This window comes from Pantoea sp. X-Soil-OKNW-556, from assembly GCF_059730695.1.
In genome coordinates, this window is record NZ_AP035990.1 from 4214315 (window position 1) to 4239524 (window position 25210).

22 protein-coding genes and 1 riboswitch are annotated in these 25210 nt (G+C 58.6%); of the genes, 6 read left to right on the forward strand and 16 right to left on the reverse strand.

The features are described 5' to 3' along the window. Positions 1–2: 2 nt before the first annotated feature. The 3 genes from AC6I8T_RS19670 to AC6I8T_RS19680 all read right to left on the reverse strand — a co-directional run bounded on the left by AC6I8T_RS19670 (position 3) and on the right by AC6I8T_RS19680 (position 2700). Positions 3–899 (reverse strand): alpha/beta hydrolase, encoded by an 897-nt coding sequence (locus AC6I8T_RS19670; protein WP_208725596.1) that lies wholly within the window; start codon positions 897–899, stop codon positions 3–5. A 173-nt stretch (positions 900–1072) separates the two neighbouring features. Beyond that, complete coding sequence (locus tag AC6I8T_RS19675) at positions 1073–1399, reverse strand: hypothetical protein (protein WP_021184926.1); 327 nt, start codon at positions 1397–1399, stop codon at positions 1073–1075. Between the two features lie 92 nt (positions 1400–1491). After that, positions 1492–2700: an MFS transporter gene (locus AC6I8T_RS19680; RefSeq protein ID WP_208724355.1), complete on the reverse strand. Its 1209-nt coding sequence runs from the start codon at positions 2698–2700 to the stop codon at positions 1492–1494. 92 nt (positions 2701–2792) lie between these two features. Here AC6I8T_RS19680 and AC6I8T_RS19685 point away from each other — a divergent pair, with 92 nt between their 5' ends. Then, positions 2793–3725 carry a LysR family transcriptional regulator gene (locus AC6I8T_RS19685; RefSeq protein ID WP_208724356.1) on the forward strand — a complete coding sequence of 311 codons (933 nt, stop codon included), beginning with the start codon at positions 2793–2795 and terminating at the stop codon, positions 3723–3725. Positions 3726–3796: 71 nt separating this feature from the next. On the opposite strand, the gene AC6I8T_RS19690 is transcribed toward AC6I8T_RS19685, so the two are convergent. The 10 genes from AC6I8T_RS19690 to AC6I8T_RS19735 all read right to left on the reverse strand — a co-directional run bounded on the left by AC6I8T_RS19690 (position 3797) and on the right by AC6I8T_RS19735 (position 16910). Beyond that, positions 3797–4294, reverse strand: a complete 498-nt coding sequence (locus tag AC6I8T_RS19690; protein WP_208724357.1) for a TIGR00645 family protein — start codon at positions 4292–4294, stop codon at positions 3797–3799. Positions 4295–4348: 54 nt separating this feature from the next. Further along, on the reverse strand, positions 4349–7024 hold the full coding sequence (kdpD, locus tag AC6I8T_RS19695; RefSeq protein ID WP_021184929.1) for a two-component system sensor histidine kinase KdpD: 2676 nt from the start codon (positions 7022–7024) through the stop codon (positions 4349–4351). 100 nt (positions 7025–7124) lie between these two features. Then, positions 7125–7697: a potassium-transporting ATPase subunit KdpC gene (gene kdpC / locus AC6I8T_RS19700; RefSeq protein WP_021184930.1), complete on the reverse strand. Its 573-nt coding sequence runs from the start codon at positions 7695–7697 to the stop codon at positions 7125–7127. 11 nt (positions 7698–7708) lie between these two features. Continuing rightward, on the reverse strand, positions 7709–9757 hold the full coding sequence (kdpB, locus tag AC6I8T_RS19705; protein WP_208724358.1) for a potassium-transporting ATPase subunit KdpB: 2049 nt from the start codon (positions 9755–9757) through the stop codon (positions 7709–7711). A gap of 7 nt (positions 9758–9764) precedes the next feature. Further along, complete coding sequence (gene kdpA, locus AC6I8T_RS19710) at positions 9765–11444, reverse strand: potassium-transporting ATPase subunit KdpA (RefSeq protein WP_208724359.1); 1680 nt, start codon at positions 11442–11444, stop codon at positions 9765–9767. Then, the gene (kdpF, locus tag AC6I8T_RS19715) at positions 11444–11533 is read right to left on the reverse strand and encodes a K(+)-transporting ATPase subunit F (protein WP_071783594.1); all 90 of its coding nucleotides are present in this window, start codon (positions 11531–11533) and stop codon (positions 11444–11446) included. The genes kdpA and kdpF overlap by 1 nt, the downstream gene beginning before the upstream one ends. A gap of 108 nt (positions 11534–11641) precedes the next feature. Next, complete coding sequence (locus AC6I8T_RS19720; protein WP_497829706.1) at positions 11642–12808, reverse strand: HD-GYP domain-containing protein; 1167 nt, start codon at positions 12806–12808, stop codon at positions 11642–11644. Positions 12809–13003: 195 nt separating this feature from the next. After that, positions 13004–13963, reverse strand: a complete 960-nt coding sequence (locus tag AC6I8T_RS19725; RefSeq protein ID WP_021184935.1) for a 2-hydroxyacid dehydrogenase — start codon at positions 13961–13963, stop codon at positions 13004–13006. Further along, positions 13944–15338, reverse strand: coding sequence for an MFS transporter (locus AC6I8T_RS19730; protein ID WP_208724362.1), 1395 nt, complete (start codon positions 15336–15338; stop codon positions 13944–13946). Before AC6I8T_RS19730 ends, AC6I8T_RS19725 begins: the two co-directional genes overlap by 20 nt. Before the next feature lie 1065 nt (positions 15339–16403). Then, positions 16404–16910: a GNAT family N-acetyltransferase gene (locus AC6I8T_RS19735; RefSeq protein WP_021184937.1), complete on the reverse strand. Its 507-nt coding sequence runs from the start codon at positions 16908–16910 to the stop codon at positions 16404–16406. A 63-nt stretch (positions 16911–16973) separates the two neighbouring features. Between AC6I8T_RS19735 and AC6I8T_RS19740 the strand changes: the two genes are divergently transcribed. Next, positions 16974–18806, forward strand: coding sequence for an ABC transporter ATP-binding protein (locus tag AC6I8T_RS19740; protein WP_208724363.1), 1833 nt, complete (start codon positions 16974–16976; stop codon positions 18804–18806). Here AC6I8T_RS19740 and AC6I8T_RS19745 read toward each other — a convergent pair. Beyond that, positions 18803–19918, reverse strand: a complete 1116-nt coding sequence (locus AC6I8T_RS19745; RefSeq protein WP_208724364.1) for a GNAT family N-acetyltransferase — start codon at positions 19916–19918, stop codon at positions 18803–18805. The genes AC6I8T_RS19740 and AC6I8T_RS19745 overlap by 4 nt on opposite strands. Before the next feature lie 188 nt (positions 19919–20106). Between AC6I8T_RS19745 and AC6I8T_RS19750 the strand changes: the two genes are divergently transcribed. From AC6I8T_RS19750 to AC6I8T_RS19760, 3 genes are all read left to right on the forward strand, one after another. Beyond that, entirely contained in the window at positions 20107–21006 is a 900-nt protein-coding gene (locus AC6I8T_RS19750; RefSeq protein WP_021184940.1) for a LysR family transcriptional regulator, read from the forward strand. Between the two features lie 99 nt (positions 21007–21105). Then, a complete protein-coding gene (locus tag AC6I8T_RS19755) occupies positions 21106–22047 on the forward strand; it encodes a glutathione S-transferase family protein (RefSeq protein WP_208724365.1) in 942 nt (313 codons plus the stop codon). A gap of 11 nt (positions 22048–22058) precedes the next feature. Then, positions 22059–22664: an alpha/beta hydrolase gene (locus AC6I8T_RS19760; RefSeq protein ID WP_021184942.1), complete on the forward strand. Its 606-nt coding sequence runs from the start codon at positions 22059–22061 to the stop codon at positions 22662–22664. On the opposite strand, the gene AC6I8T_RS19765 is transcribed toward AC6I8T_RS19760, so the two are convergent. Next, entirely contained in the window at positions 22661–23476 is an 816-nt protein-coding gene (locus tag AC6I8T_RS19765) for a sugar phosphate isomerase/epimerase family protein (protein WP_208724366.1), read from the reverse strand. The two genes, AC6I8T_RS19760 and AC6I8T_RS19765, sit on opposite strands and share 4 nt — an antisense overlap. Positions 23477–23583: 107 nt before the next feature. After that, the gene (gene crcB / locus AC6I8T_RS19770; protein WP_021184944.1) at positions 23584–23961 is read right to left on the reverse strand and encodes a fluoride efflux transporter CrcB; all 378 of its coding nucleotides are present in this window, start codon (positions 23959–23961) and stop codon (positions 23584–23586) included. 91 nt (positions 23962–24052) lie between these two features. Further along, a riboswitch (Fluoride riboswitch) is annotated at positions 24053–24128 on the reverse strand. 130 nt (positions 24129–24258) lie between these two features. On the opposite strand from crcB, the gene AC6I8T_RS19775 reads away from it, so the two are divergent. Then, positions 24259–25176, forward strand: a complete 918-nt coding sequence (locus tag AC6I8T_RS19775; RefSeq protein ID WP_021184947.1) for a nucleoside hydrolase — start codon at positions 24259–24261, stop codon at positions 25174–25176. Positions 25177–25210: the final 34 nt, after the last annotated feature.

Here is a 25210-nt window from a genome sequence, read left to right on the forward strand (position 1 = left end):
GCTTAGCCCAGATGGTCCAGCCAGCGCGTATAAGCCTGATCCCACAGTGCCGCTGGCGTTCCCGCTTTACCCAGGCCAAAACCGTGCCCGCCACTGCTCAGCTCGATCAGCTCCACTGGCACGCGCATACGGCGGCAGGTATCACGCATTAATTCGGTGTTATACGGATTAGAGGTGTGGTCATCTTCCGCCTGCGCCAGAAAGGTGGGCGGATAGTTGTGGGTAACAAAGTTCTGTACCGACCAGTTGGCCTCTTCCGCCGGGGTGGCGTTTTTCCCCACCATCATCAAATGGGTGTTGGTGTGCTGATACGGTGCTTCAAGGGTGATCACCGGATAGATCAGGCCGACGCTGTCCACTTTCGGCACCACCTCATCAAGCGGGTCCTGCGCCGGATAGCTGTCGAAATCAGGGCGAGCCGCCGCCATTCCCAGCAGATGACCGCCCGCCGAGAATCCCAGCACATGGACTTTGCGTTCAAAGGAACGGACCAGACGAATCGCGCGCTGCGCATCCTGCAACGGGGCCAGATGGCCCGCCTGCCACTTCTCGCCCGGTAAGCGGTAACTCAGCACATAGGCGGTGTAGCCGTTGGCATTGAGCCAGCGCGCTACGGGCCAGGCCTCGCGCCCCATACCGATCCATTTATAACCGCCGCCCGCCGCAATCAGCACCGCTTCGCCATTGGGATTTTCCGGGCGAAAACGCTGGATAGCCGGGGAAACAATGTTGGACCAGGAACCGTTGGCACTGACACGCAGCAAACCCGATGGGCCTCCGCCGCCGGGCGGATCTTCCGGCCAGAGAGGGATAATGTCATCACGGGCAAACAGTTTGCCTGTGGTCATCGAAAGTACTGTTGCCCCGGTTGCCAGCAAAAGGCGGCGACGCGTTATCATCATGCTGTGAAGCCACTGTCAGGAAAGGGACAGCCTTGAGGCTGTGTCTCGTTATGGTGATGCAAGTCCAATGCCAAACGCTGGCGATTATGTACGCAATCTGTACAAAAAAGCTATAAAAAACGCGCCAAAAATGGCGCGAATTTTAGGGCTACCCCGGTCGAGAAAAAGATTTAATCTTCCTGCTGAAATTGCGTCATCACCGTCTGTTCGCATTGCTGCTGGTTATGACGCAACTGGCTGCGTTCATCCTCGCCCAACTGTAACCAACCGCTGATCACTTCCTGCGCCATCTCTTCATCGAATTCCGACTGACCGCTGGCGATTTGCGCCTTCATTTTTGTCACATAACTGTCCATCGTTCCGGTGCTTTTTTCGCTGCTTACCAGATGGCACAACTGGCTGGCATAGACGTTTTGTTCCGCGTCTGCGTTGGGATCTTCCGCCAGCGCACTGGTCGACAGTGACAGCCCAATGAGGGCGAGCAACCAAACTTTCATAACAGGCTCCTGTAGTTGCCAGAAATTGCGATGCCCCATGTTGCGCACCTGTTGCCATCCATGCAACTAAATTCATCAGGCAGCCTGCCACATCAGTTTTTCAGGTGACGGCTCGCCAGACGAATCATCAGGCTTATCGCCGCCGCCAGGGTCGAGAGCGCTACCACACCGGTCCAGCCCCAGTGCGCCAACGCCAGACTACCCAACGCGGCACCGGTTGCCATACCGATAAACACCACGGTGAACATCAGGGCGTTAAGACGGCTACGCGCTTCCGGTGCGAGGCTGTAGACCAGCGTCTGATGCGCCACCAGCGTCGCCTGTACGCCGAGGTCAAAACCGACGGTACTGATGATGATTAACCCAAGCTGGGCGGATACCGGCAACACCGGCAACAGGAACATCAGCGCAAAAGACACCATGACCAGCGTGGCACCATATTGGGTCACACGGGCCGGACCAATGCGGTCGGCAAAGCTCCCCGCCAGCGGTGCGGCCAGCGCACCGGCGGCACCCGCCAGGCCAAAGGCACCTGCCACTGCGCTATCCAGATGGAAGCGATCGCTCAGCATCAGCGCCAACGTTGACCAGAAGGCGCTAAAACCTACGGACAGCAAGCCTTGCGCCAGTGCGGCACGGCGCAGCGTCTGGTGATGCTGCCACAGATGCGCCAGCGACAGCAGCAGACGCGGATAACTCACCGAGGTGCCCGGTGTAAAGCGTGGCAGTACGCGCCACAGGGCGAGGCTGATCATCAGTACCGCTGCGGCGGCCACCAGGTACATGGTGCGCCAGCCGAAGTACTCCGCCACCACGCCGCTCACCACCCTGGAGAGCAGGATGCCGACCAACAGCCCGGTCATCACCGTACCCACGGTTTTCCCCCGGCTACGTTCCGGGGCCAGCGCTGCCGACGCCGGAACGATATCCTGCGCCACGGTGGCGGTTAAGCCGGTAACAAAGCTGGCGATCAGCAGCGCGTTCAGGCCGCCGGAGAAACCACACAGCAGCAGCGCCGCCATCAGCAGCAAACCTTTTATCAGGATGATGGTACGACGATCGTGGCGGTCGCCAAGCGGGGCCAGCAGCAGGATGCCCAGCGCATAGCCTGCCTGCGTCAGCATCGGCACCATGCCGACACTGCCAATGCTGGCGTTAAATTGTTTGCTGATGATATCCAGCATCGGCTGGCTGTAGTAAATCGATGCGACACTCAGACCGGCACCCGCCGCCAGCGTAAAGACCAGCGGTGTGGGCAGTGACTCAGTGATCTGTTCAGATGATTGCGTCATGGCAGACATATTCGGTTCCCCCGTGAAAGTGCGTTTATTAAAGCGCGTCACAGCCATACGCGGTAGACTGATGAAAAGCAAAACCGTTATACGTGGTACGTATGAGCAATCTTTCCAGCGTTGATCGCATCGAGCTGATGCAAACCTTTATTCGCATCGTGGAGAGCGGCTCCTTGTCGGCTGCTGCCGCGCAACTCGGCACCACCCAACCGACCATCAGCCGCCGTTTGCAGGCGCTGGAGCAGCGGCTGGGGCTAAAGCTGATTCTGCGCACCACCCATGCGCTGAAACTCACCGATGACGGCGAGCGTTGCTACCAGCAGGCACGCCAACTGCTCGCCACCTGGTACGCGCTGGAAGATGAGTTGACCGGTGCCAGCGATGATCCGGTGGGCACACTACGGGTGCGAGCGCCACATGCGTTTGGCCAGGATCAGTTGGTCGCGCCGCTGGTGGATTATCTGCAACGCTATCCGCGTCTGAATGTGGAGTGGATGCTGAACGACCGCACGCCCGATTTTGTCGCCGAAAACGTCGACTGTGCCATTCAGGTCGGTGCGCCGACCGACCCTTCAGTGGTGGCCATTCTGCTGGCGGAGGTGCCGCGTTTTGTCGTGGCGGCCCCGTCGTTACTGGCCGCGCATCCGCCGGTGGAAAAGGTTGAACAGTTACCGCATCTGCCGTGGCTGGCACTCACCAGTTTTTATCACGGCGAGATAGCGCTCCAACGCCTGAGCGACGGGCATCCGGTGAATCTGGCAATCAGCCCACGCCTGGCCAGCGACAGCCTGTACGCGGTTCGCAAAGCCGCACTGGCGGGCATGGGCGCGGCCGTGGTGTCGTCATGGGTGGTGCAGGAGGATTTGGCGCGCGGCGATTTGATTCAACTGGTGCCAGAGTGGCAGGCACCGCCGTTACCGGTATGGCTAACCTATCCGTGGGCCAGTTACTACCCGGCGAGGTTGCAGAAGTTTTTTGCCATGATTCGCGAGGTGATGCCGCAGTTAGCGGGGACACAACCCGCAGGCAGGTAGCGGCGCGATTTATCGCGCAATTTCGTGCGCGGTGCGGGAAAAAACGCGCGATAAATCGCGCCGCTACGTCATTATTTTTTGTCTGCTTTGGACATATTGTCCAGATAACCCATGACAAACGCCGACAGCACAAACGTCAGGTGGATAATCACAAACCACATCAGTTTATCATTGGCGACGTTGCGCGCTTCCATAAACACCCGCAGCAGGTGAATTGAGGAAATCGCCACAATCGACGCCGCCACTTTATTCTTCAGCGAACCGGAATCCATCTTGCCGAGCCAGCTCAGCTTCTCTTTGTGTTCAGCGATATCCAGCTTAGAAACAAAGTTCTCATAACCGGACAGCATCACCATCACCAGCAGGCCACCAACCAGCGTCATATCCACCAGCGACAGCAGCAGCAGAATCAGGTCGTTTTCACCGATGCTGAGGATGTCAGGCAACAGGTGAAAAATCTCCTGGAAAAACTTAATCGTTAGCGCCAGCAATCCCAGTGAAAGTCCGATGTAAACCGGTGCCAGCAACCAGCGCGATGCATACATCAGGTTCTCGGTAAAACGTTCCATAATTTCCCATTAATCAACCGACAAGCCGGCGATTATAACCGAACAAATGTGAAGTTATTTCAGCCCGTCTTCAGAAATTTCAGGAGGCGGCGGCAGCGGCAGCGAGAGCCGGAACGAAGCGCCGCCTTCGGGACGGTTCTCCGCCCAGATGCGTCCACCGTGAGATTCGACAATGGTTTTGCAAATCGCCAGTCCGAGACCCACGCCCGGCACGGCCGATTCTTTATCGCCACGGGCAAACTTATCAAAGATGCGTGTCAGGGCATCCGGCGCAATCCCCGGGCCGCTATCCCAAATGGCGATTTCCAGCCGGGTATTTTCACGCCAGGCGCGAATGCCATGCTGTGCCGCGTTCCCGGCATATTTCAGGCTGTTTTCGATGATATTGGTAAACACCCGCTCCAGCATGCTGCTGTCGCCTTTGATCAACACCAGCTCAGCAGGCAGATCGAGGGTGAAGTCATGGCCTTTCAGCGAGGGGCCCATGCTGCTCAGCGCCCCACCGATCACCTCATCCAGCGCCACCCACTCTTCACGCAGATTCAACCCGCCAGACTGGATGCGCGCCATATCCAGCATGTTGCTGACCAGCCGGATGGTACTTAGCGTCTGCTCGCGGATCTGATTTGCCTGTGCGACATATTTCGGCTGTTCGCTGGCAAGGTCGAGCATCAGCATTTCCGCCTGACCGAATAACACCGTCAGCGGCGTGCGCAGGTCATGCGACAGCGCCGACAGCAACGCGTTACGCAGTTGCTCGCGCTCCGCCGCCAGGCGCGAAGCGGCTTCGCTTTGCGACAGCGCCATCCGTTCCAGTGCGTTGGCGATCAATACGGTGAAGGTTTCCACCAGCCTCTGCTGTTCCGGGATCATCAGCTGACGTAAATTCTCTGGCTCCACCACCAGCAGGCCACGGCAGTGGTTACCGCTTTTTAGCGGCAGAATCTGGTACGGCACCGCCGGTAAGGTATCGGTGCCGGCCCCGGCGGGTTGCCCTTTGCTGTAGCTCCACTTAGCAATGCCCAGGTCCGGTGGCGTGCCCATGCTGCTTTCCCCCACCGCCTGCAACTCGCCCTGCTCATCCGGCAGCAGCAGCAGACTGCGTGCCTGAAGCGTCACCTCAATCACCCGCTGGCTGGTGCTGGCGATATCCTGTGGCGTCAACGCGCTGCCAAGCGACTTCGCCATCTCATACAGATGGCGTGCCCGCTGCTCGCGATAACGCGCCACCCTCGCCTGGTAACGCACACCTGCCGTCAGATTACCGACAATCACCCCCACCGCCAGCATCACCCCGAAAGTCACCAGATATTGCAGATCCGACACCGCCACGGTGCCGGTCGGTGCCACAAAGAACAGGTCAAAGGCGAGGATGTTGATCACCGTGGCGAAGACCGACGGCCAGCGACCAAAGCGCAGCGCGACAATCACCACCGCCAGCAGATAGATCATCACGCCATTGGCCGGGGCAAACTCAACCAGCAACCAGCGACCTGCGGCGGTAACCAGGATGCACAACACCAGCGCCATCAGGCAGCCGCGGAGCTGCATACGCCATTTTTCCGCGCTGGCGCGCTGACCATTTAGCTGCGAAGGGGCATCACGTACCGGTTCATCCAGCGCCACCACCAGCAAATCGAGGTCTGGCCCCAGTTCACCGAGCCGCTGGGCAAAACTGTCACGCCGCCAGCGCCGCTGTGGCTGGCGGCCGGTGACGATCTTGCCGAGGTTGTGTTCACGGGCGTAGCGCAGTACCGCGCGTGCCTCGTCGGGATCGGACAAAGTGGCGGTTTCCGCCCCCAGCTCCTGCGCCAGTTGCAGCGTGCGCAGAATGGCGCGGCGACGCGCTTCCGGCAGGCGATTCAGGCGTGGCGTTTCCACGTACACCGCGTGCCACTCGCTGCCAAGCCGTGCCGCCAGCCGTGCAGCGGTACGCACCAGCTTTTCACTGCCGGTGTCATCGCCTATGCACAACAGAATGGCATCACGCGTGTGCCACACCTTGTCGCGTCCCTGTTGATCGCGCCAGGCACGCATCTGGTCATCGACCCGGTCAGCGGTACGGCGCAGCGCCAGTTCACGCAGGGCAAACAGATTGCCTTTACGGAAGAAGTTTTCGATAGCACGTTCGGCGCGGTCGCCAACGTAGACTTTGCCCTCCTTCAGCCGCTGACGCAGATCATCGGGAGGCAGATCCACCAGCACCACTTCGTCCGCGGCATCGAAGAAGGGATCGGGCACGGTTTCGCGCACCTGAATACCGGTAACGCCACCGACCACATCGTTCAGGCTTTCCAGATGCTGCACGTTGACAGTGGTGATCACATCGATACCGGCATCGAGCAACTCTTCAATGTCCTGCCAGCGCTTCGGATGGCGTGAACCCTGCACGTTGGTGTGCGCCAGTTCATCCATCAGGATCACCGCTGGATGGCGTGCCAGCGCGGCATCCAGATCGAACTCCGCGTGCCGTGAACGGCCGGTGGCGCGACGTGGCAAAACCGCCAGCCCCTGCAACAGGGCGGCGGTTTCATCACGGCCGTGGGTTTCGACCACGCCCGCCAGCACATCCAGTCCCTGGGCACGCAGACGTTGCGCCTCCTGGAGCATGGCGTAGGTTTTCCCCACCCCGGCACAGGCACCAAAGTAGATTTTGAGTTTGCCGCGATGGCTATCGCTGTGGTTCAGCAGCAGCGCATCGGGGTCCGGGCGCGGCAGTTCGTCGTTCATGTTCAGTCCGTTATCTCTCCGATCCGTAGCGGCGCGATTTATCGCGCAGATTTTTCCCACCGCGTGCACAAAACCGCGCGATAAATCGCGCGCTACGGTGTTAGTTGTTTAATGCATCCAGTGCCATATTTAACCGCAGCACGTTCACCGTCTCTTCGCCAGTAAACGGCAGCAACGGACGTTCAGTATGGCGTGCAATCAAGGCTTCAACCTCCTGCAACGGCATCTGGCGCGCTGCTGCAATGCGCGGTGCCTGCCACAGCGCAGCTTTCGGGGAGATATCCGGGTCGAGGCCGCTGGCCGAAGCGGTCACCAGATCAACCGGAACCGCCGTCGGGGCCTGTGGATTGGCGGCACGCAGCGCCGCGACGCGCTCCGCCACCGCTTTATCCAGCGCCGGGTTGTTGCCTGCCAGATTGCTGCCACTGGAAGCCAGCGGATTATAGGCGCTGTCGCCAGTGGCCGACGGGCGGCCCCAGAAATGACCGGGCTGGCTGAATGCCTGACCAATCATGGCAGAACCTCGCACCTCACCATTCTGCTCCAGCAGCGAACCATTGGCCTGCGTCGGGAACCACCATTGCGCCAGGCCGGTGGTGAGTAGCGGATATACGCCACCCGTGATGACCGCCAGCAGCACTAACAATACAATAGCCGGACGTAACTGACTCATTTCTCTTCTCCTTACGCCAAGCCCAACAGGGTCAGCAACACATCAATCGCTTTGATGCCGATAAACGGCACCACCAGCCCACCCACCCCGTAAATCCACAGGTTGCGGCGCAGCAACGCAGCGGCACTCAGCGGGCGGTAGCTCACCCCTTTCAGGGCCAGCGGGATCAGGAATACAATCACCAGCGCGTTAAAAATTACCGCAGACAAAATGGCGGAGTTGGGGGAGTGCAGCTGCATCACATTCAGCATGTTGAGCTGCGGATAGGTGGTGGCAAACGCTGCCGGGATGATGGCGAAATATTTCGCCACGTCGTTGGCGATACTGAAGGTGGTCAGTGAGCCGCGTGTCATCAGCATCTGTTTCCCGATGTGCACCACCTCCAGCAGCTTGGTCGGGTTGGAGTCGAGATCGACCATATTCCCCGCCTCTTTCGCCGCCTGGGTGCCGGAGTTCATCGCCACCGCGACGTCAGCCTGCGCCAGTGCCGGGGCATCGTTGGTGCCATCGCCAGTCATCGCCACCAGCCGCCCTTCCGCCTGATACTGGCGAATCAGCGCCAGCTTGGCTTCCGGGGTCGCTTCCGAGAGAAAATCGTCCACGCCCGCTTCAGCCGCAATCGCGGCAGCGGTTAACGGGTTATCACCGGTGATCATCACGGTCTTGATGCCCATTTTGCGCAGTTCGGCAAAACGCTCTTTGATGCCACCTTTTACGATATCTTTCAGCGCCACCACGCCCAGCACCTGAGCGCCTTCCGCCACCACCAGCGGTGTCCCACCGGCACGCGCCACCTCTTCCACCGCGGCATTCACCTCCGCCGGGAAGCGGCCATTGCTGGCTTCGATATGGCGGCGCACCGCATCCACCGCCCCTTTACGAATCAGGCGATCCTGCACGTTCACGCCGCTCATACGCGTTTGCGCTGAGAACGGGATAAAGCTGGCCCCCATGCTGCTGAGGTCACGCTCACGCAGGTTAAACTTCTGCTTTGCCAGTACCACAATGCTGCGCCCTTCCGGCGTCTCATCGGCCAGCGAGGCCAGTTGCGCTGCATCGGCCAGTTGCTGTTCGCTGACGCCGGGCGCTGGCAGGAACTGCGTCGCCTGACGGTTGCCGAGGGTGATGGTGCCGGTTTTGTCCAGCATCAACACATCAACGTCACCCGCCGCTTCCACCGCACGGCCACTGGTGGCGATAACATTCGCGCCGAGCATACGGCTCATTCCCGCCACGCCGATTGCCGACAATAAGCCACCGATGGTGGTGGGGATCAGGCACACCAGCAGCGCGACCAGCACGGTGATGCTGACCGGCGTACCGCCCCAGGCAGAGAATGGCCACAAGGTTACGGTCGCCAGCAGGAACACGATGGTGAGCGACACCAGGAGAATGGTCAGCGCAATTTCATTCGGGGTTTTACGGCGTTTGGCACCTTCCACCATAGCGATCATGCGGTCGAGGAAGGTTTCCCCCGGATTAACGCTGCACTGGATCACCAGCCAGTCGGAAAGTATGCGCGTGCCGCCGGTCACCGAGGCAAAATCACCGCCGGATTCACGGATCACCGGGGCCGATTCGCCGGTAATGGCGCTTTCGTCCACCGATGCCCCCCCTTCCAGCACTTCGCCATCGCACGGAATGATGTCACCCGCTTCCACCAGCACCACATCGCCTTTGCGCAGGCTATCCGCCGAAGCGGCTTTCCAGGCGGCTCCGTAGTGCGGCTCCGCCAGTTTTTTCGCATCGACGCTTTTTTTCACCCCTTTCAGGCTGTTGGCCTGGGCTTTGCTTCGCCCTTCCGCCAGCGCTTCCGCGAAGTTGGCGAACAGCACGGTAAACCACAGCCAGACCGCCACCCCGGCGGTAAAACCGGCGCTACCGTTTAATTGCCCTGCGGCCATGCCGATCGCCAGTACGCTGGTCAGCACGCTACCGAGCCACACCAGAAACATCACCGGGTTGCGAAACTGCACGCGTGGATCGAGTTTTTTCACCGCATCCAGCATAGCGACGCGCGTCAGTCGCGCATCAAACAGGGCCAGTTGTTGACGACTCATGATTCCGTTATCCCTGAATTAATTGCAGATGTTCCGCCACCGGACCAAGCGCCAGTGCGGGGATGAAAGTCAGCGCACCCACCAGCAGCACGGTGCCAATCAGCAGGGCGACAAACAGCGGGCCGTGCGTCGGCAGTGTCCCGTTACCCACCGGTTGCACTTTTTTCACCGCCAGCGAACCGGCAATCGCCATCACCGGAATGATGATGCCGAAACGACCAACAAACATGCAGACCGCCAGCAGCAGGTTCCAGAATGGCGTGTTGGCGCTCAAACCGGCAAAGGCGCTGCCGTTGTTGTTGGCAGCCGAAGAGACGGCGTACAGCACCTCGCTGAAACCGTGGGTGCCGGGGTTAGCCATACCGGCCCGGCCCGCTTCGGTCATCATCGCCAGCGCCGTGCCGATCAACACCAACGTCGGCGTCACCAGAATCGCCAGCGCGGTCATCTTCATCTCCCAGACGTCGATTTTTTTACCGAGGAATTCCGGGGTACGGCCAATCATCAGGCCCGCGATAAACACCGCCAGCAGCACGAACAACAACATGCCGTACAACCCGGCCCCCACGCCGCCGAACACCACTTCACCCAGTTGAATCAACCACATCGGCACCATGCCGCCCAACGCGGTGAAGGAGTCGTGCATCGCATTCACCGCACCACAGGAGGCCGCCGTAGTGATCACCGCAAACAGGCTGGAATTGAGGATGCCAAAGCGCGTCTCCTTGCCTTCCATGTTGATGGCACTGTCAGCTCCCAGCGTCAGGAAGTGCGGATTACCGCGCAGCTCAGCCCACATCACCGTGACCACCGCCAGCACAAACATCAACGTCATCGCCCACAGCAACATATGCCCCTGACGACGATCGCCCACCTGCTGACCAAACGCGAAACACAGCGCCGCCGGGATCAGGAAGATACTCAGCATCTGCACGAAGTTGGTCAGCGCATTGGGGTTTTCAAACGGGTGCGCCGAGTTAGCGTTGAAGAACCCCCCGCCGTTGGTGCCGAGCATTTTGATCGCTTCCTGCGACGCTACCGGACCGAGCGACAAGGTTTGCTGCGCCCCTTCCAGCGTGGAGATCGCATGATAGGGTTCAAAGGTCTGAATGCTGCCCTGACTGACGAAGAACAGCGCCATCAGCAGGCTGATGGGGAGCAGCACATAAACCGTGATACGGGTCAGATCACGCCAGGCGTTACCCAGGGTCGCCAGCGAGCGATTGGCAAAACCACGAATCAACGCAAACGCTACGGCGATACCGGTGGCTGCCGACAGGAAGTTTTGCACCGTTAATCCCGCCATCTGGCTGAAGTAGCTCATGGTGCTTTCACCGCTGTAAGCCTGCCAGTTGGTGTTGGTGACAAAGCTGATGGCGGTGTTCAGCGCTAAATCCCAGCTCAGCCCCGGCAAGTGCTGCGGATTGAGCGGCAATGCGCCCTGCATCATCAGCATCACCAGCAACAAGACAAAGCCCAGCGCGTTAAACAGCAGAATCGCCAGCAGATAATGCGGCCAGCGCATCGCCTCGCCGTCAGCACCCGCCAGCCGCCACAGCGCGCGCTCGGTGCGCGGCAGCAGCGGTTTATCGGCAATCATCAGCGCCAGAACGCGTCCAAGCGGCTGCGCCAGCACCATCAGCACCAGCAGAAACACCGCGATCAGCAGAAATGCATTGGCAGCCATCAGAATGCCTCCGCGTTAAGCAGGGCATAAAACAGATAGCCCAGTAATAAAAACACCAGCACGATGCCGGTTATCACGCCCACACTCACAGCGACCTCCAGAGGATTTGGTTGTGCTGCAAGCATGCGCGCGGCGATATAAAGAAGAGGTAAAAAGGCGATTGGCGGGCGTAAAAAAAGTATAAAAATGGTCGAAAATCAGGCGCTTTCCAGCGCCCAGATACGATTGAGATCGATGTTATGCCACATGCTGCTGTCTTCGGCACCGGTGATGCTGTCGGTACAAAAGCTGTCGCCGAGATCAAGCTCTTCTGGTTTGATTTCCCGCTGCGCATGCAGCGACCAGAAGACATGCACTTTCGGCTTCAAGAGCGATTGCTCACCGGCTTGTACCACCAGCGCTACCCGCCCGGAGGCCAGCCGCACCAGCGATCCCACCGGATAGATACCAATGGAACGCACAAAGGTTTGCAGCAATTTGATATCGAAGTGGCCACGCCAGCTCAGCATGTTGTGCATCGCTTCAGCCGGGGTCCAGCCTTTACGGTAGGGGCGATCGGAGGTCACGGCATCGTACACGTCGCACACCGCTGCCATACGTGAAAAAAGGCTGATCTCTTCCCCTTTCAGGCCGTGCGGATAGCCGCTGCCATCCATTTTTTCATGATGATGGAGCGTAATATCCAGTAAATCCTCATCCGCGTCGGCTTCCATCAGCATCTGCGCGCCGACAATCGGATGTTGGCGCATGATCGCCATCTCTTCCGGGGTGAGCCTGCCAGGTTTGTTGAGAATCTCCAGCGGCACCGCCGCCTTGCCGACATCATGCAGCAATCCGCCCATGCCTACGCGCCGCTGCTGTTGTTCATCCAGCCCGAGTTTTTTACCGAGCGAAATCATCAAACCACATACCGCCATCGAGTGCAGATAGGTGTAGTCGTCATGGTTTTTCAAGCGCGCCATGCTGAGTAACGCGGTGGGTTCACGCGTCAGCGATCCGGCGATTTCGTCCACCAGGTTCAGGGTATAGTTGAGGTCGAGGCCCTGCCCAAGGCGCGCTTCGTTGAACATTGCCAGCACCTGGGGTTTACCCTGGGTAAAGATCGCCTGCGCCTGGTCAATTTCGTGAAAAAACGGCGTTTGCGGAATTTCTTTTTTCGGTTCAGGTGGCTTCTGTGGTGCCTGCACCGATTTATCAAGATCGATCCAGACTTCAAGGATCCCTTCATTACGGATCCAGGCGATCTGGCGTTTATCAGTGATCAGCATCTGGTTGCGAATGCGTTTGTCTTTGATCCACCACACCTCCAGTTTGTGGACAAACATCCCCGGCCGCAGTTCGTCAACGGTTATCAGCTTTATCACGATATCTCTCCTTAATATCAGTGGATGGTAGAGAGATATCGGCAGCTGAACAAAATATCTTCAGGCGGTTTTGTGCGATCTGCGGAGTAGCGCGATAAAGTCAGTGATACCGGGAGGTTTTGGCACATACCGTAGCGGCGCAATTTATTGCGCAAATCCGTGCATGTTGCGCGATAAATCGCGCCGCTACTTCGGTCAAACCACCCTGGTCAGCACCGCTTCGCCTTGTGCAAAGGCCAGCAGATTTTCAAATACCAAATCTGCCATCGCCGCCATCGTCTCCTCGGTGCTGCTGGCGAGATGCGGAGTGATGACCACATCATCACGCTGGCGCAGCGCCGCGGGCACGGCGGGTTCCTGTTCAAACACGTCCAGCCCGGCCCCGGCGATTTCACCGGCTTCCAGCGCGGCGATCAGCGCCTGTTCATCCACCACGCTGCCGCGTGCGATGTTGATAAGAAAGCCTTTGGGTCCGAGCGCACGCAGTACCCCGGCATCCACCAGATGATGGGTCGCCGCGCCACCCGGCAGCGTCAGCACCAAAAAGTCGGCGCGCTGTGCCAGCGACAACAACGAATCATGGCGGGTATAAGGGACATCCGGGCGTGAACGTGGGTTGTAGTAATGAATATCCATATCAAAGGCCTGGGCGCGCTTCGCCAGCGCTTTGCCAATGCCCCCCAAGCCGACAATGCCGCACACCTTGCCCCCTACTTTGGTGGTGAGCGGATAACGCCCCTGGCTCTGCCATTGTCCTGCGCGCGTGTAACGATCCGCCGCGCTGATCCGGCGTGCTACATCGAGCAGTAGCGCCATGCCGGTGTCGGCGACGCAGGCGTTGAGCACACCAGGAGTGTTGGTCACCACGATACCGCGCGCCTCGGCTGCTGCGATGTCGATGGCGTCATAGCCCACACCGTTGCTGCAAATCACTTTCAGGTTGGGCAGTTGGTCCATCAACTCGGCGCTGGCGCCCATCAACGCGTTGCCGCTGGTAACCAGCGCGTCAATTTCCGCGCCGTGCTGTGCCAACCAGGCGGCCTGATCATCCTGCTGCCACAGGCGGTAAGTGGTAAACTGCGCATCCAGGTTGTCCTGCAAGCGTACCGGCAGTAACGGACCTTTCATCAATACCTTAAACTGCGTTGATGCCATCTTCTTTCCCCTGTTTTTCATACGATGTAACGCCAGATTCCTGCTCCTCGCCGACACGTTCGATCGGTCCCATCACCAGCCAGAACAGCAAGGCAGCGACCACGCAGTGCGCGCCGACAAACACCAGGCCGATGCTATAGCTACCGGTCACGCCAACGATGATGCCGAACAGCAGCGGCGTGAGAAAACCCGCGATATTGCCGATGCCATTGAAGATCGAACCGGCCAGGCCCACCGCTTCTTTCGGCGCGGTATCGCTGACTATCGTCCAGGTACCCGCTCCGGCGGCGACCCCTTTGCCAAAGAAGGCGAAGGACATGATGGCGATGATGCCGACGTTGCTCGGGATCACCGCCGCGAGAATCAGCGTCGCCGCCATCAGCATGCCGACGATATAGGGCGTTTTACGCGCCCAGGAGATGCTCCAGCCACGCGCCAGCAGCTTATCCGAGATGAAGCCCCCGCTGATGCCACCGGCAAAACCAAACAACGCCGGAGCAATGGTGGCAAACCCGGCATCAAGAATGTTCATACCGCGCGCCTGCACCAGGTAGATCGGGAACCAGGTGATAAAAAAGTAACTCAGCGCGATGATGCAGTACTGACCGATGTAGGCGCACCACAGCATCCGGTTGCTGAGCAGTTTTTTGAACATCGCTTTGCTCAGTGCCGGGCGGGCTTTGAGCGTTTGCGCCGCATCGATATCCACCAGCGCGCCACCGTCCACGATATGGCGCAGTTCGTTTTCCGACACCTGCGGGTGCTGTTTCGGGCTGCGCATGTACGCCGCCCAGACAAACACCGCCAGCACGCCGATGCCGCCCAGCACAAAGAACGGCCACTCCCAGCCATAGCGCGAAACCAGCCAGCCGGAGAGCGGTGAGAAGATCGCCACGGCAAAATATTGCGCCGAGCTGAAGAGCGACGAGGCGCGCCCACGTTCCGCGCTGGGGAACCACATGATCACCACGCGAGCGTTGGCCGGAAAGCTGGGTGCCTCGATCAGACCGAGGACAAAGCGCAACGCAAACATCAGCGCCAGCGCCGCCGTCATGCCGCTGGAAAACTCACCAACAAAACCCATCGCAAGGGTGGCAAGCGACCAGAGCGCCAGCGTCACGCCATAAACCTTTTTGGTGCCGAAGCGATCGAGGAACAATCCTCCGGGAATCTGGCCGATCACGTAGGCCCAGCTAAAGGCGGAGAGGATCAGCCCCAGTTGGATCGCCGATAGCCCAAACTCCTCTTTGATCGCTGAACCAGAGATCGACAGGATCGAGCGGTCGGCGTAGGCCACGACGGAAAGAAACAGGATCAACATCAGGACCCAGATACGGACATGGCTGGTACGGCCAGCGTTTTTTTGTTGTGACATGGGGTGAATTCCTTAATCAGGGGGAGCCTCCTGCCCCGGATGATGTATTCAGGAATACCGCTTAAATTTCCCTGTTGAGAAAATATAGAGAGCCGGACATGGCGCGGTCATTGTGCGGATGGGGGAATTGCACGGGGAATTTCGCACGCGTTTTGGCGGATGCCACAAAGGAGGGTGCGGTGCTGCACAGAACCCTAAATCTTCCGACAGCAAAAGCCGGGAGTGTGCGCCAGGTCGAAGAAAATCATTCGTGATGCAACTATGAGCAGGCTAACACATTACGTAGCGGCGCAATTTCGTGCGCGTTGTAGGAAAATCCGCGCGATAAATCGCGCCGCTACGGATCGGTGTGAGCGGTAGCGGCGCAATGCATTGCGCAATTTCGTGTGCGCTGTGGGAAAAATCCGCGCGATAAATCGCGCCGCTACGGATCGGTGTGAGCGGTAGCGGCGCAATGCATTGCGCAATTTCGTGCGCGCTGTGGGAAAAATCCGCGCGATAAATCGCGCCGCTACGGATCGGTGTGAGCGGTAGCGGCGCAATGCATTGCGCAATTTCGTGTGCGCTGTGGGAAAAATCCGCGCGATAAATCGCGTTGCTACGGACCGGTGTGATCGGTAGCGGCGCAATTCATTGCGCAATTTCGTGTGCGCTGTGGGAAAAATCCGCGCGATAAATCGCGCCGCTACGGATCGGTGTGAGCGGTAGCGGCGCAATGCATTGCGCAATTTCGTGCGCGCTGTGGGAAAAATCCGCGCGATAAATCGCGCCGCTACGGATCAGTGTGAGCGGTAGCGGCGCAATGCATTGCGCAATTTCGTGTGCGCTGTGGGAAAAATCCGCGCGATAAATCGCGCCGCTACGGATCGGTGTGAGCGGTAGCGGCGCAATGCATTGCGCAATTTCGTGCGCGCTGTGGGAAAAATCCGCGCGATAAATCGCGCCGCTACGGATCGGTGTGAGCGGTAGCGGCGCAATGCATTGCGCAATTTCGTGCGCGCTGTGGGAAAAATCCGCGCGATAAATCGCGCCGCTACGGATCGGTGTGAGCGGTAGCGGCGCAATTCATTGCGCCCACTCTTCCCGCAACACCGACATCACCACGATATCGTGGTACTCGCCATTTCGCAGGCAGGCTTTGCGCCGCACCCCTTCGTGCTGAAAACCGAGACGCTGGTACAAGCGCAGCGCGCGGTGATTATCGTGAAACGCCTCCAACTCCATACGCTGCACGCCCAGCCAGTTAAAGGCATAATCCATGCCGGTACGGATCAGTTTTTCACCAATACCGCGCCCACTGAATGCCGGGTCAACGCTGATGCCAAAGCTGATGCTGTGGCGGGTGCGGGGCCGATGTTCAACAAACAACGTCAGCTCCCCCACCAGGTTGCCGTCGATTTCCGCCACAAACGCAATGAAGCCTTCCGCATCCATTTTCTCAAATTTTTTCTCCCAGGTAGCAACGCTGGGAAAGGGTAGCTGCGTGGTCCATTCATAAACCGCCGGTTGGCTAAACAACCTTTGGTATGCCGCCGCATCACGCGGTTCACGGCCACGGATAATCAAATCCATATCGCTATTCTCCTGGAAATTACACTAAGCTGAATGATTCAATGAGACGGAAAGAGTGACGCTATGCTGTATCGCCGTTTTGAACGTTTTATCAATATTTTCCAGGATGCACCAACGGATTCTCCCCCTTCCACTGTCTGGCCGTTTTATCTCTACTATCTGCGTCAGGTCTGGCCGAGTTTTCTCGCCCTGCTGATTGTCGGGCTGGTGCAGGCGCTGATTGAAGTGGCGCTGTTCAGCTACCTCAGTCGCATTATCGATCTGGTTAACCACTCGACTCCGGCGACGTTGTTTACTGATAACTGGCAGATTTTGCTGTGGATGGCGGCGGTGGCGCTAATTTTCCGCCCCATCGTGATTGCCTTGCACGATCTGCTGGTGCATCAAAGCATCAGCCCCAGCATGACCAGCCTGATCCGCTGGCAAAATCATAACTACGTGCTGCGCCAGAGCCTGAACTTTTTCCAGAACGATTTTGCCGGACGTATCGCGCAACGCATTATGCAGACCGGTAACTCGCTGCGTGATTCGGCGGTGCAACTGGTGGATGCCATCTGGCACGTTTTGATCTACGCCATCACCTCGCTGGTGCTGTTTGCCGAGGCCGACTGGCGGCTGATGATCCCGCTGATTATCTGGCTGGTCGCCTATAGCCTGTCGTTGCGTTTCTTTGTGCCGCGCGTGAAACAGCGTTCGGTGGTGTCTTCCGAGGCGCGCTCGAAGCTGATGGGCACCATTGTCGATGGCTACACCAATATCGCCACCATCAAGCTGTTCGCCCATAACGATCTGGAAAAACGTTATGCGCGCGAAGCGATTCAGGAGCAAACCGACAAAACCCAGCACGCCAGCCGCATGGTCACCAGCATGGATATCACGCTGTCGACCCTGAACGGCATGCTGATCGTCAGCACGTCCGGTCTGGCGCTGTGGTTATGGAGCCAGTCGCTGATTAGCGTCGGCGCGATTGCGCTGGCAACCGGCCTGGTGATTCGCCTGGTAAACATGTCCGGCTGGATCATGTGGGTGGTGAACGGCATCTTCGAAAATATCGGCATGGTGCAGGATGGGTTGAACACCATTTCCCAGCCGCTCAGCGTGCAGGACGCGCCCGCCGCACAGCAGATGCAGGTGACGCGCGGCCAGATCCGTTTTGAGGATGTGCGCTTCGATTACGGCGGCGGTCGTCAGGTGATCAATCGCCTCAACCTTAACATCAAGCCGGGGGAGAAAATTGGTCTGATCGGCCCGTCCGGTGCCGGTAAATCGACGATGGTGAATTTGCTGCTGCGGCTGTATGACCTGAACGGTGGCCGCATCCTGATTGACGACCAGAACATCGCCAACGTCACTCAGGAAAGCCTGCGTGGTCAGATTGGCATGATCACCCAGGACACCTCACTGCTGCACCGTTCGATTCGTGAAAACCTGTTATATGGTCGTCCGGATGCCACCGAAGCGGAGCTGATGCAGGCGATTCGTCGTGCGCGTGCCGACGAGTTTATTCCGCTGCTGTCTGACCCGCAGGGCCGCACCGGGCTGGATGCGCACGTCGGCGAACGTGGCGTGAAGCTGTCGGGAGGGCAACGCCAGCGTATCGCCATCGCTCGCGTGCTGCTGAAAGATGCGCCGATTCTGATCATGGATGAGGCCACCTCGGCGTTGGATTCGGAAGTCGAAGCGGCCATTCAGGAGAGCCTGGAAACGCTGATGCAGGGCAAAACGGTGATTGCCATCGCCCATCGTCTCTCCACCATTGCCAAAATGGATCGTCTGGTGGTGCTGGAGCAGGGGCAAATTGTCGAGATGGGTAATCACCGCGAGCTGCTGGCGCACAACGGTTTGTACGCGCGCCTGTGGCAGCATCAGACCGGAGGTTTTGTCGGCGTGGATTAATCGCCGCGTCGATACGGCAGGGCGTCGCGCGCCTCAACCTCCCAGGCGCGTATCCCTGCCCGCTCCTGTTGCAGAAAATCGTCCACCGCCGCCCGTAACCCCGCATGGCTGAGATAATGCCACGAGTGGGTGATCTGCGGCTCGAAACCTCGCACCAGTTTGTGTTCGCCCTGCGCACCCGCATCAAAGCGCGCTAGCCCCTCGGCCATCGCGTAGTCCATTCCCTGATAAAAACAGGTTTCGAAGTGCAGCCGGTCAAACTCCGCCAGGCAGCCCCAGTAGCGGCCATACAACGTCTCACCATCCACCAGGCAGAACGCCATCGCTGCCTGCTGTCGTTGCAGCGAAGCGATGCACACCCGGATGCTGTGCGGCATCCGTTCGGCCAGCAGGCTGAAAAAATCCCGCGTCAGGTAGGGACGCTGACCGCGTACCGCATAGGTATTGGCGTAGCAGGTATAAATAAAATCCCACTGATCTTCACGCAGTTGATCGCCACGATACCAGTCAAAAGCAAAGCCGTTACTCGCCACCTGCTCGCGTTCTTTGCGTAGCTGTTTACGTTTACGCGACATCAGGGTATCGAGAAAATCCTGGAAATCCCGGTAGCCCCGGTTGTGCCAGTGATACTGAATGCCAAGACGTGCCAGCCAGTCCGGGGCCTGTTCGAGCAAGGCATTGGCGTGCGGCGTGGTGAAGTTGATATGGGCGCTGCTCAGACCGTGCTGATGCAGGTAATCCGGTAACTGTGCGATTAATGGGGCGGCATCGCCCAGCAGGCGCGCACCGGTCACCGGGCTGAACGGAATCGCCCCCAGCCATTTGGGATAATAAGGAATACCCGCCCGCTGGCAGGCATCGGCCCAGGCGTGATCGAACACATATTCGCCCCACGAATTGCGTTTGCGATAGCCCGGCAGCGCGGCACGCACTTCACCCTGTTCGCGCCAGATAAGGTGATCCGGCTGCCAGCCACTTTCCGGCCGCACGCTGCCGCTCTCTTCCAGCGTCAGCAGAAAAGCGTGGCGTAAAAACGGTTGATCGTCAGGTAACAATGCATCCCACGCGGCGGCGCTAATCTCCGCCAGCGATGACAGGTGAAGCAAGGACATCCACGGCTCCCGGCCAGATAACAGCAAACCTGTAGTCAAACAGGTTTTGCCGCCGGGGGAAAGGTGCAGCGCACCGAATGCGAACTTAAACCAGAGCACTGTACCGGAAAAAAGCGCGCGATAAATCGCGCCGCTACGGATCCATCAGACGTTATATACTCCGCTTTTGTTTGCCATCAGGAAGCATCATGGATCGTCTTGATTGTGACCGTATGTTTGTTGCCGTGCTGGAAGTCGGCAGCTTTGCCGGTGCCGCCGCGCGGCTTGGTACCAGCAGCGGCCAGGCGTCAAAGCTGGTATCCAAACTGGAGCAGGAGCTGGGTGTGCAGTTGTTTAAACGCAGCACACGCGCCCTCTCTCCCACTGAAGTGGGGCGCGCTTATTACGAACGGGTAAAAAGCCTGCTGGAAGCCTTCGATACCCTCGATGCCACGGTGCGTGAAAGCGCAACGACTCCCACCGGACGCCTGAAGATCAGCGCCCCCGGCACCTTTGGCACCGCCGTGCTCGCCAGCGTGCTGGTGGAGTTCGCCCGCACCTATCCGCAAATCGAACTGGACGTGAACTTCTCCGATCGGGCGGTGAATATCGTCGATGAAGGGTTTGATATGGCGATTCGGATTGGCAAGCTGGATGACAGCAGCCTGATTGCCCGCCGCCTCGGTGATGTGCCGGTGCGCGTGGCGGCTTCGCCGGGGTATCTCCAGCAACACGGCACGCCGCAGCACTGGCGCGATTTGGCGGCACACCAATGTATCAGCGACACCAATTTCCGCGATCCCTGGCACTGGCCGTTCGTCACCCCATGCGGCGATAGCGTTAATATGCCAATTCGCGGTCGCCTGTGTTTTTCCAATACCGAAGCCTGTTTACAGGCGGCACTGGCCGGGCTGGGCATCGCGCGCTTACCGGGTTTTATTGCCGCGCCGGCCCTGCAACGCGGTGAGATCGTCTCGCTGCTGGATGCCTTTGCCACCCCGCCGCTCGGCCTGTTTGCGCTTTATCCTCCGGCCCGCCATCTGGCACAGAAAACTCGTCTGCTGATCGACTTTCTCGCCGAGCATTTCCGTCATTATCCACCGGGCTGATTCCTTCCATTCTGGAAGCAATGAAAGCCATTTTGCCCGGATTATCACCCATCCGGCAGCGGGTTAAGCTAACCAACATCACCACAGAGGAGCAGAGCGATGTTGGTAAACGGTAAGTGGAGCGCAGAGTGGCATCCGGTACAGGCCACCGATAAACAGGGCGGCTTTGTCCGTCAGACATCCAGTTTTCGCCATTGGATCACCGCCGATGGTTCCAGCGAGTTTGCCGCCGAGCCGGATCGCTATCACCTCTATGTGGCGCTGATTTGCCCGTGGGCTTCACGTACCCTGATTGCCCGCAACCTCAAAGGATTGGAGCAGGTAATCAGCGTGTCGGTGGTGGAGCCACAACTGGGTGACCAGGGTTGGCATTTCGGCGATTATCCCGGCGCCGATCGCGATACGCTGAATAACGCCGAATATCTGCACGAGCTGTATACCCGCGCCGCGTCTGATTTCACCGGTCGTGCCACGGTGCCGGTGTTGTGGGACAAAAAAACCGGAACCATCGTGAATAACGAATCCGCCGACATCCTGCGGATGCTGAACAGCGGATTCGGCGATCTGGCCGAGAACAGCCTCGATCTGTATCCGCAGGATCTGCGCAGCGAGATCGATGCGATCAACGAATCGATCTATCCGCGTCTGAATAACGGCGTGTATCGCACCGGTTTCGCCACCACGCAAATCAGCTATCAGCAGGCGTTTCAGGATGTTTTCAGCCAACTGGATGAGCTGGAGGAACGCCTGAGCGATGGCCGTACTTTCCTGCTGGGTGAGCGCCTGACCGAAGCCGATATCCGCCTGTTTGTGACGCTGATCCGCTTTGACGCGGCTTACCACGGCCTGTTCAAATGCAACCTGCGCCGCCTGCGCGACTATCCGCTGCTCGATCGCTACCTGAAGAGTATGCTGTCGGTGTCCGGCGTGCGTCAGACAGTGAATATCGACCATATCAAACAGGGCTACTATTCCATCAAAGCACTGAACCCGAATGGTATCGTGCCGGTTGGCCCGGATATGGCGGAATACGGTTTTTAAGGAGCGGTAAGATGGCAAAAGCGTTAGTGATTTTTCTGCACGGCGTCGGCAGCAATGGTGACGATTTGGCGGTACTCGGCCAGCATTGGGCCAGCCTGTTGCCGGATGTGGCGTTCGCCTCACCGAATGCGCCTTATCCGTTTGAACACGGCATGGGTTATCAGTGGTTTAGCCTGAACGGCGTCACCGTGGAAAACCGTCCGGCACGGGTGCGCGAAGCGCGCGCTGCGTTCGATGCCACGCTACAGCAATTAATGGCACAGCATGGCTTTACCGATGCCTGGGATAAAGTGATTCTGGTGGGCTTTTCGCAGGGGTCGATTATGGCGCTGGATGCGCTGGCGTCGGGTCGTCATCCGCTGGCGGGTGTGGTGGCATTCTCTGGCCGTCTGGCCTTTGACGGTGCCCTGACGCCGCAGCCGCTGACGCCTGCGCTGTTGATCCACGGCCACGCTGACGGCGTGATCCCCTGGACCGAGAGCGAATCCGCCGCGCTGCGCCTGAAAACCGCGGGTGTGACGCTGGAAACACGTTTTGAACCGGCCACCGGCCACACCATTTCTTCGCAGGGCGCGATGCAGGCGGCTGCCTTTATCGCGCAATGTTTGCAGGATTAAGGCCAGTAGCGATTCAGCGCAGTCCACGCCTGTTGCGCCGCCACTGCCGGTGGCTGCGCTTTTAACGCATCGTTAAACACCTCGATGCCAACCGGGCCGTTGTAACCGGCACTCTTCAGCTTATCGACAAAACGCTCCACCTCGATGATGCCGTCACCCGGTAATAAACGCTGATGACGCGCAATATCGATAATGGCGTCATTGTTCTGCGGCGGCAGTGCCGCCATATCGCACAGCTGCACTTCATAGATGCGATCGGCGGGGATACCATCCAGCTGCGAAGCATCGCCGCCCCGCGCACAGATGTGGAACAGATCGACCACCAAACCAATGTTGGGTTGATCCAGCCGTTGCAGGCGCTCCCACGCCAGCGGCAGGGTGTTATCGACGCTGCACCACGCCATTGGCTCGTACATGATACGCATTTTGTAGCGCGCGGCTTCTGACGCCATCCACTGCAAATCCTCATCGATACGTTCCGCGAGGCAATCTTCACGCGTGGTGGCCGGTGCCTGAATGGTGTCGCAGCCCAGCGCCTGAGCGACCTGAATAAACTGACGCAGTTCTTCGCGTTTCTGCTGACGTTCACGATCCGGCGCACCGGTAAAATCGCGTAATACCTGCAAGTTGGTAAACGTAAGCTGCTGCTGAGCGGCCAATTGCGCCAGCGCCAGGGTGCCCTGCGCGCTGGCCTGAACATCTTCACGCCAGATTTCAACCTGATCAAAGCCCGCGGCATGCGCTGCTCGCAATTTCTCTTCGGGCTCACCGTTTAACAACACCAGGTTAAGGAATTTGGGGTGACTACTCATCAACGTGCTCCTTAATCGTCCGGATAAATCGGTGACACGTTCTGTGCGTCACACGCACAGAACTCTGACCAGTATCTACCTCTTAAAGGTTATTTCAAGCGCTCCGTTTAGCCCAGCAGATTGACCACGGCGAAACCGGCAAAGGTCATCAATAAAGAACCGATCACATGCACCATCACGCTCGACATCGCCCAGAAATATTTGCCTGCCTGGATCAGCACGACAATTTCTGCCGAGAAGGTGGAGAAGGTGGTCAAACCGCCACACAAACCGGTGACAATCAGCAATTTCCAGGCCGGATCAAGCTGTGGATTCTTTAAAAACCAGGCCAGTGCAGCACCAATAATAAATCCACCAATCAGATTCACCATTAAGGTGCCGGGCGGCAGATTGGGGAATAGCGTGTTAAAACGGAGGGAAATCAGCCAGCGCAGTGTACAACCCACGGCACCACCGAGCATAACAGCCAACAGCGACTTCAACATAAATGTGTAGCTCCTGATGTTTGAAACGCGCAGGGCCGCGGCAGGACAGAAAAACACCTGACACACCGCCGTCTCCCGCGCAGGGATAAGAGTGTTGTCAGGCGTCATCAGCCGTCTGTTGCCAGAACGGCGGTTGGGGAAGGTGGCACGCCATCACCTTGAGGGGGTTGATAATACGATGGCTGGCGCTGGCAAACAATATGTGACGTTGCGCAAGGTAATCGTCCGGACAAATTGGTGTATCACCCAACACATTTATGTTTTAACCTGGACGGCAGCGATTAACTGGAGATCCTCATGCGCACCCTGATTTTTGATACTGATATCGGCGTGGATGACGCCTTTGCGCTGGCGTATGCCGCGCGCACCCAGAAATTGCTGGGTATCACCACGGTATTTGGCAATGTTCCGGTGGGCCAGGCGGTGAAAAACGCCCGGCTGTTTTGCGAGAAAATGGCTATTGATGCCCCGGTGTATCGCGGGTGTTCACGTCCGCTGGCGCTGACCCCTTCTGAACCGGCGCGTCTGCATGGGGAAGATGGTTTGGGCGATGCCTTCCCTAACCCGCACAGCGATCAGGCCCCCAGCGCGGTACAATTTATTATCGACAGCGTACGCGCTCACCCGCATGCCATCACCCTGGTGGCGATTGGCCCGCTGACCAATATTGCCAGCGCGATCAATCAGGCCCCGGATATTATTCCGCTGGTGAAAGAGTTGGTGATCATGGGTGGCGCATTCGGCACCGACGGACACAGCGGCAACGTTACGCCGTTCGCCGAGTTCAACATCTGGAAAGACCCGCATGCCGCCGACCAGGTGCTGTCCTCGGCGTTAAAAGTGGTGGTACTGCCGCTGGATGTCACCCATAAGGTGTTGATTACCGCAAATGAAGTACATCAACTTAATCAACCGGTGTTGAGCGCCATCTGCCGTCCCTATCTGGCGTATAGCCTGGAAAAAGAGGGGTTTGCGGGTATGGCACTGCACGACACCCTGACCCTTTCCTGGCTGGCGCTGCCGCACGCCTTTCACGTCACGGAAGCGCCGGTACGCGTGGTGACGGAAGGTATCAGCAGCGGTCAGACGTTACGCCGCCTCAACGCCCTCGCCTCACGCCATGATCCCTTTGCCGGGTTGCATGCCCAGCGCCTGTGTCTTGGGGTGGAGGCTGACGCAGTGCGCCAGCACTTTTTCGCCACATTGCAGGCGTAAAGACGCGCGATAAATCGCGCCGCTACTGGGATGA

Excerpts from the sequence above, each read along its gene's own strand:
- AC6I8T_RS19670 (WP_208725596.1), bottom strand. The coding sequence starts at position 899 with ATGATAACGCGTCGCCGCCTTTTGCTGGCAACCGGGGCAACAGTACTT.
- AC6I8T_RS19675 (WP_021184926.1), bottom strand. The coding sequence starts at position 1,399 with ATGAAAGTTTGGTTGCTCGCCCTCATTGGGCTGTCACTGTCGACCAGT.
- AC6I8T_RS19680 (WP_208724355.1), bottom strand. The coding sequence starts at position 2,700 with ATGTCTGCCATGACGCAATCATCTGAACAGATCACTGAGTCACTGCCC.
- AC6I8T_RS19685 (WP_208724356.1), top strand. The coding sequence starts at position 2,793 with ATGAGCAATCTTTCCAGCGTTGATCGCATCGAGCTGATGCAAACCTTT.
- AC6I8T_RS19690 (WP_208724357.1), bottom strand. The coding sequence starts at position 4,294 with ATGGAACGTTTTACCGAGAACCTGATGTATGCATCGCGCTGGTTGCTG.
- kdpD (WP_021184929.1), bottom strand. The coding sequence starts at position 7,024 with ATGAACGACGAACTGCCGCGCCCGGACCCCGATGCGCTGCTGCTGAAC.
- kdpC (WP_021184930.1), bottom strand. The coding sequence starts at position 7,697 with ATGAGTCAGTTACGTCCGGCTATTGTATTGTTAGTGCTGCTGGCGGTC.
- kdpB (WP_208724358.1), bottom strand. The coding sequence starts at position 9,757 with ATGAGTCGTCAACAACTGGCCCTGTTTGATGCGCGACTGACGCGCGTC.
- kdpA (WP_208724359.1), bottom strand. The coding sequence starts at position 11,444 with ATGGCTGCCAATGCATTTCTGCTGATCGCGGTGTTTCTGCTGGTGCTG.
- AC6I8T_RS19725 (WP_021184935.1), bottom strand. The coding sequence starts at position 13,963 with ATGGCATCAACGCAGTTTAAGGTATTGATGAAAGGTCCGTTACTGCCG.
- AC6I8T_RS19730 (WP_208724362.1), bottom strand. The coding sequence starts at position 15,338 with ATGTCACAACAAAAAAACGCTGGCCGTACCAGCCATGTCCGTATCTGG.
- AC6I8T_RS19735 (WP_021184937.1), bottom strand. The coding sequence starts at position 16,910 with ATGGATTTGATTATCCGTGGCCGTGAACCGCGTGATGCGGCGGCATAC.
- AC6I8T_RS19740 (WP_208724363.1), top strand. The coding sequence starts at position 16,974 with ATGCTGTATCGCCGTTTTGAACGTTTTATCAATATTTTCCAGGATGCA.
- AC6I8T_RS19745 (WP_208724364.1), bottom strand. The coding sequence starts at position 19,918 with ATGTCCTTGCTTCACCTGTCATCGCTGGCGGAGATTAGCGCCGCCGCG.
- AC6I8T_RS19750 (WP_021184940.1), top strand. The coding sequence starts at position 20,107 with ATGGATCGTCTTGATTGTGACCGTATGTTTGTTGCCGTGCTGGAAGTC.
- AC6I8T_RS19755 (WP_208724365.1), top strand. The coding sequence starts at position 21,106 with ATGTTGGTAAACGGTAAGTGGAGCGCAGAGTGGCATCCGGTACAGGCC.
- AC6I8T_RS19760 (WP_021184942.1), top strand. The coding sequence starts at position 22,059 with ATGGCAAAAGCGTTAGTGATTTTTCTGCACGGCGTCGGCAGCAATGGT.
- AC6I8T_RS19765 (WP_208724366.1), bottom strand. The coding sequence starts at position 23,476 with ATGAGTAGTCACCCCAAATTCCTTAACCTGGTGTTGTTAAACGGTGAG.
- crcB (WP_021184944.1), bottom strand. The coding sequence starts at position 23,961 with ATGTTGAAGTCGCTGTTGGCTGTTATGCTCGGTGGTGCCGTGGGTTGT.
- AC6I8T_RS19775 (WP_021184947.1), top strand. The coding sequence starts at position 24,259 with ATGCGCACCCTGATTTTTGATACTGATATCGGCGTGGATGACGCCTTT.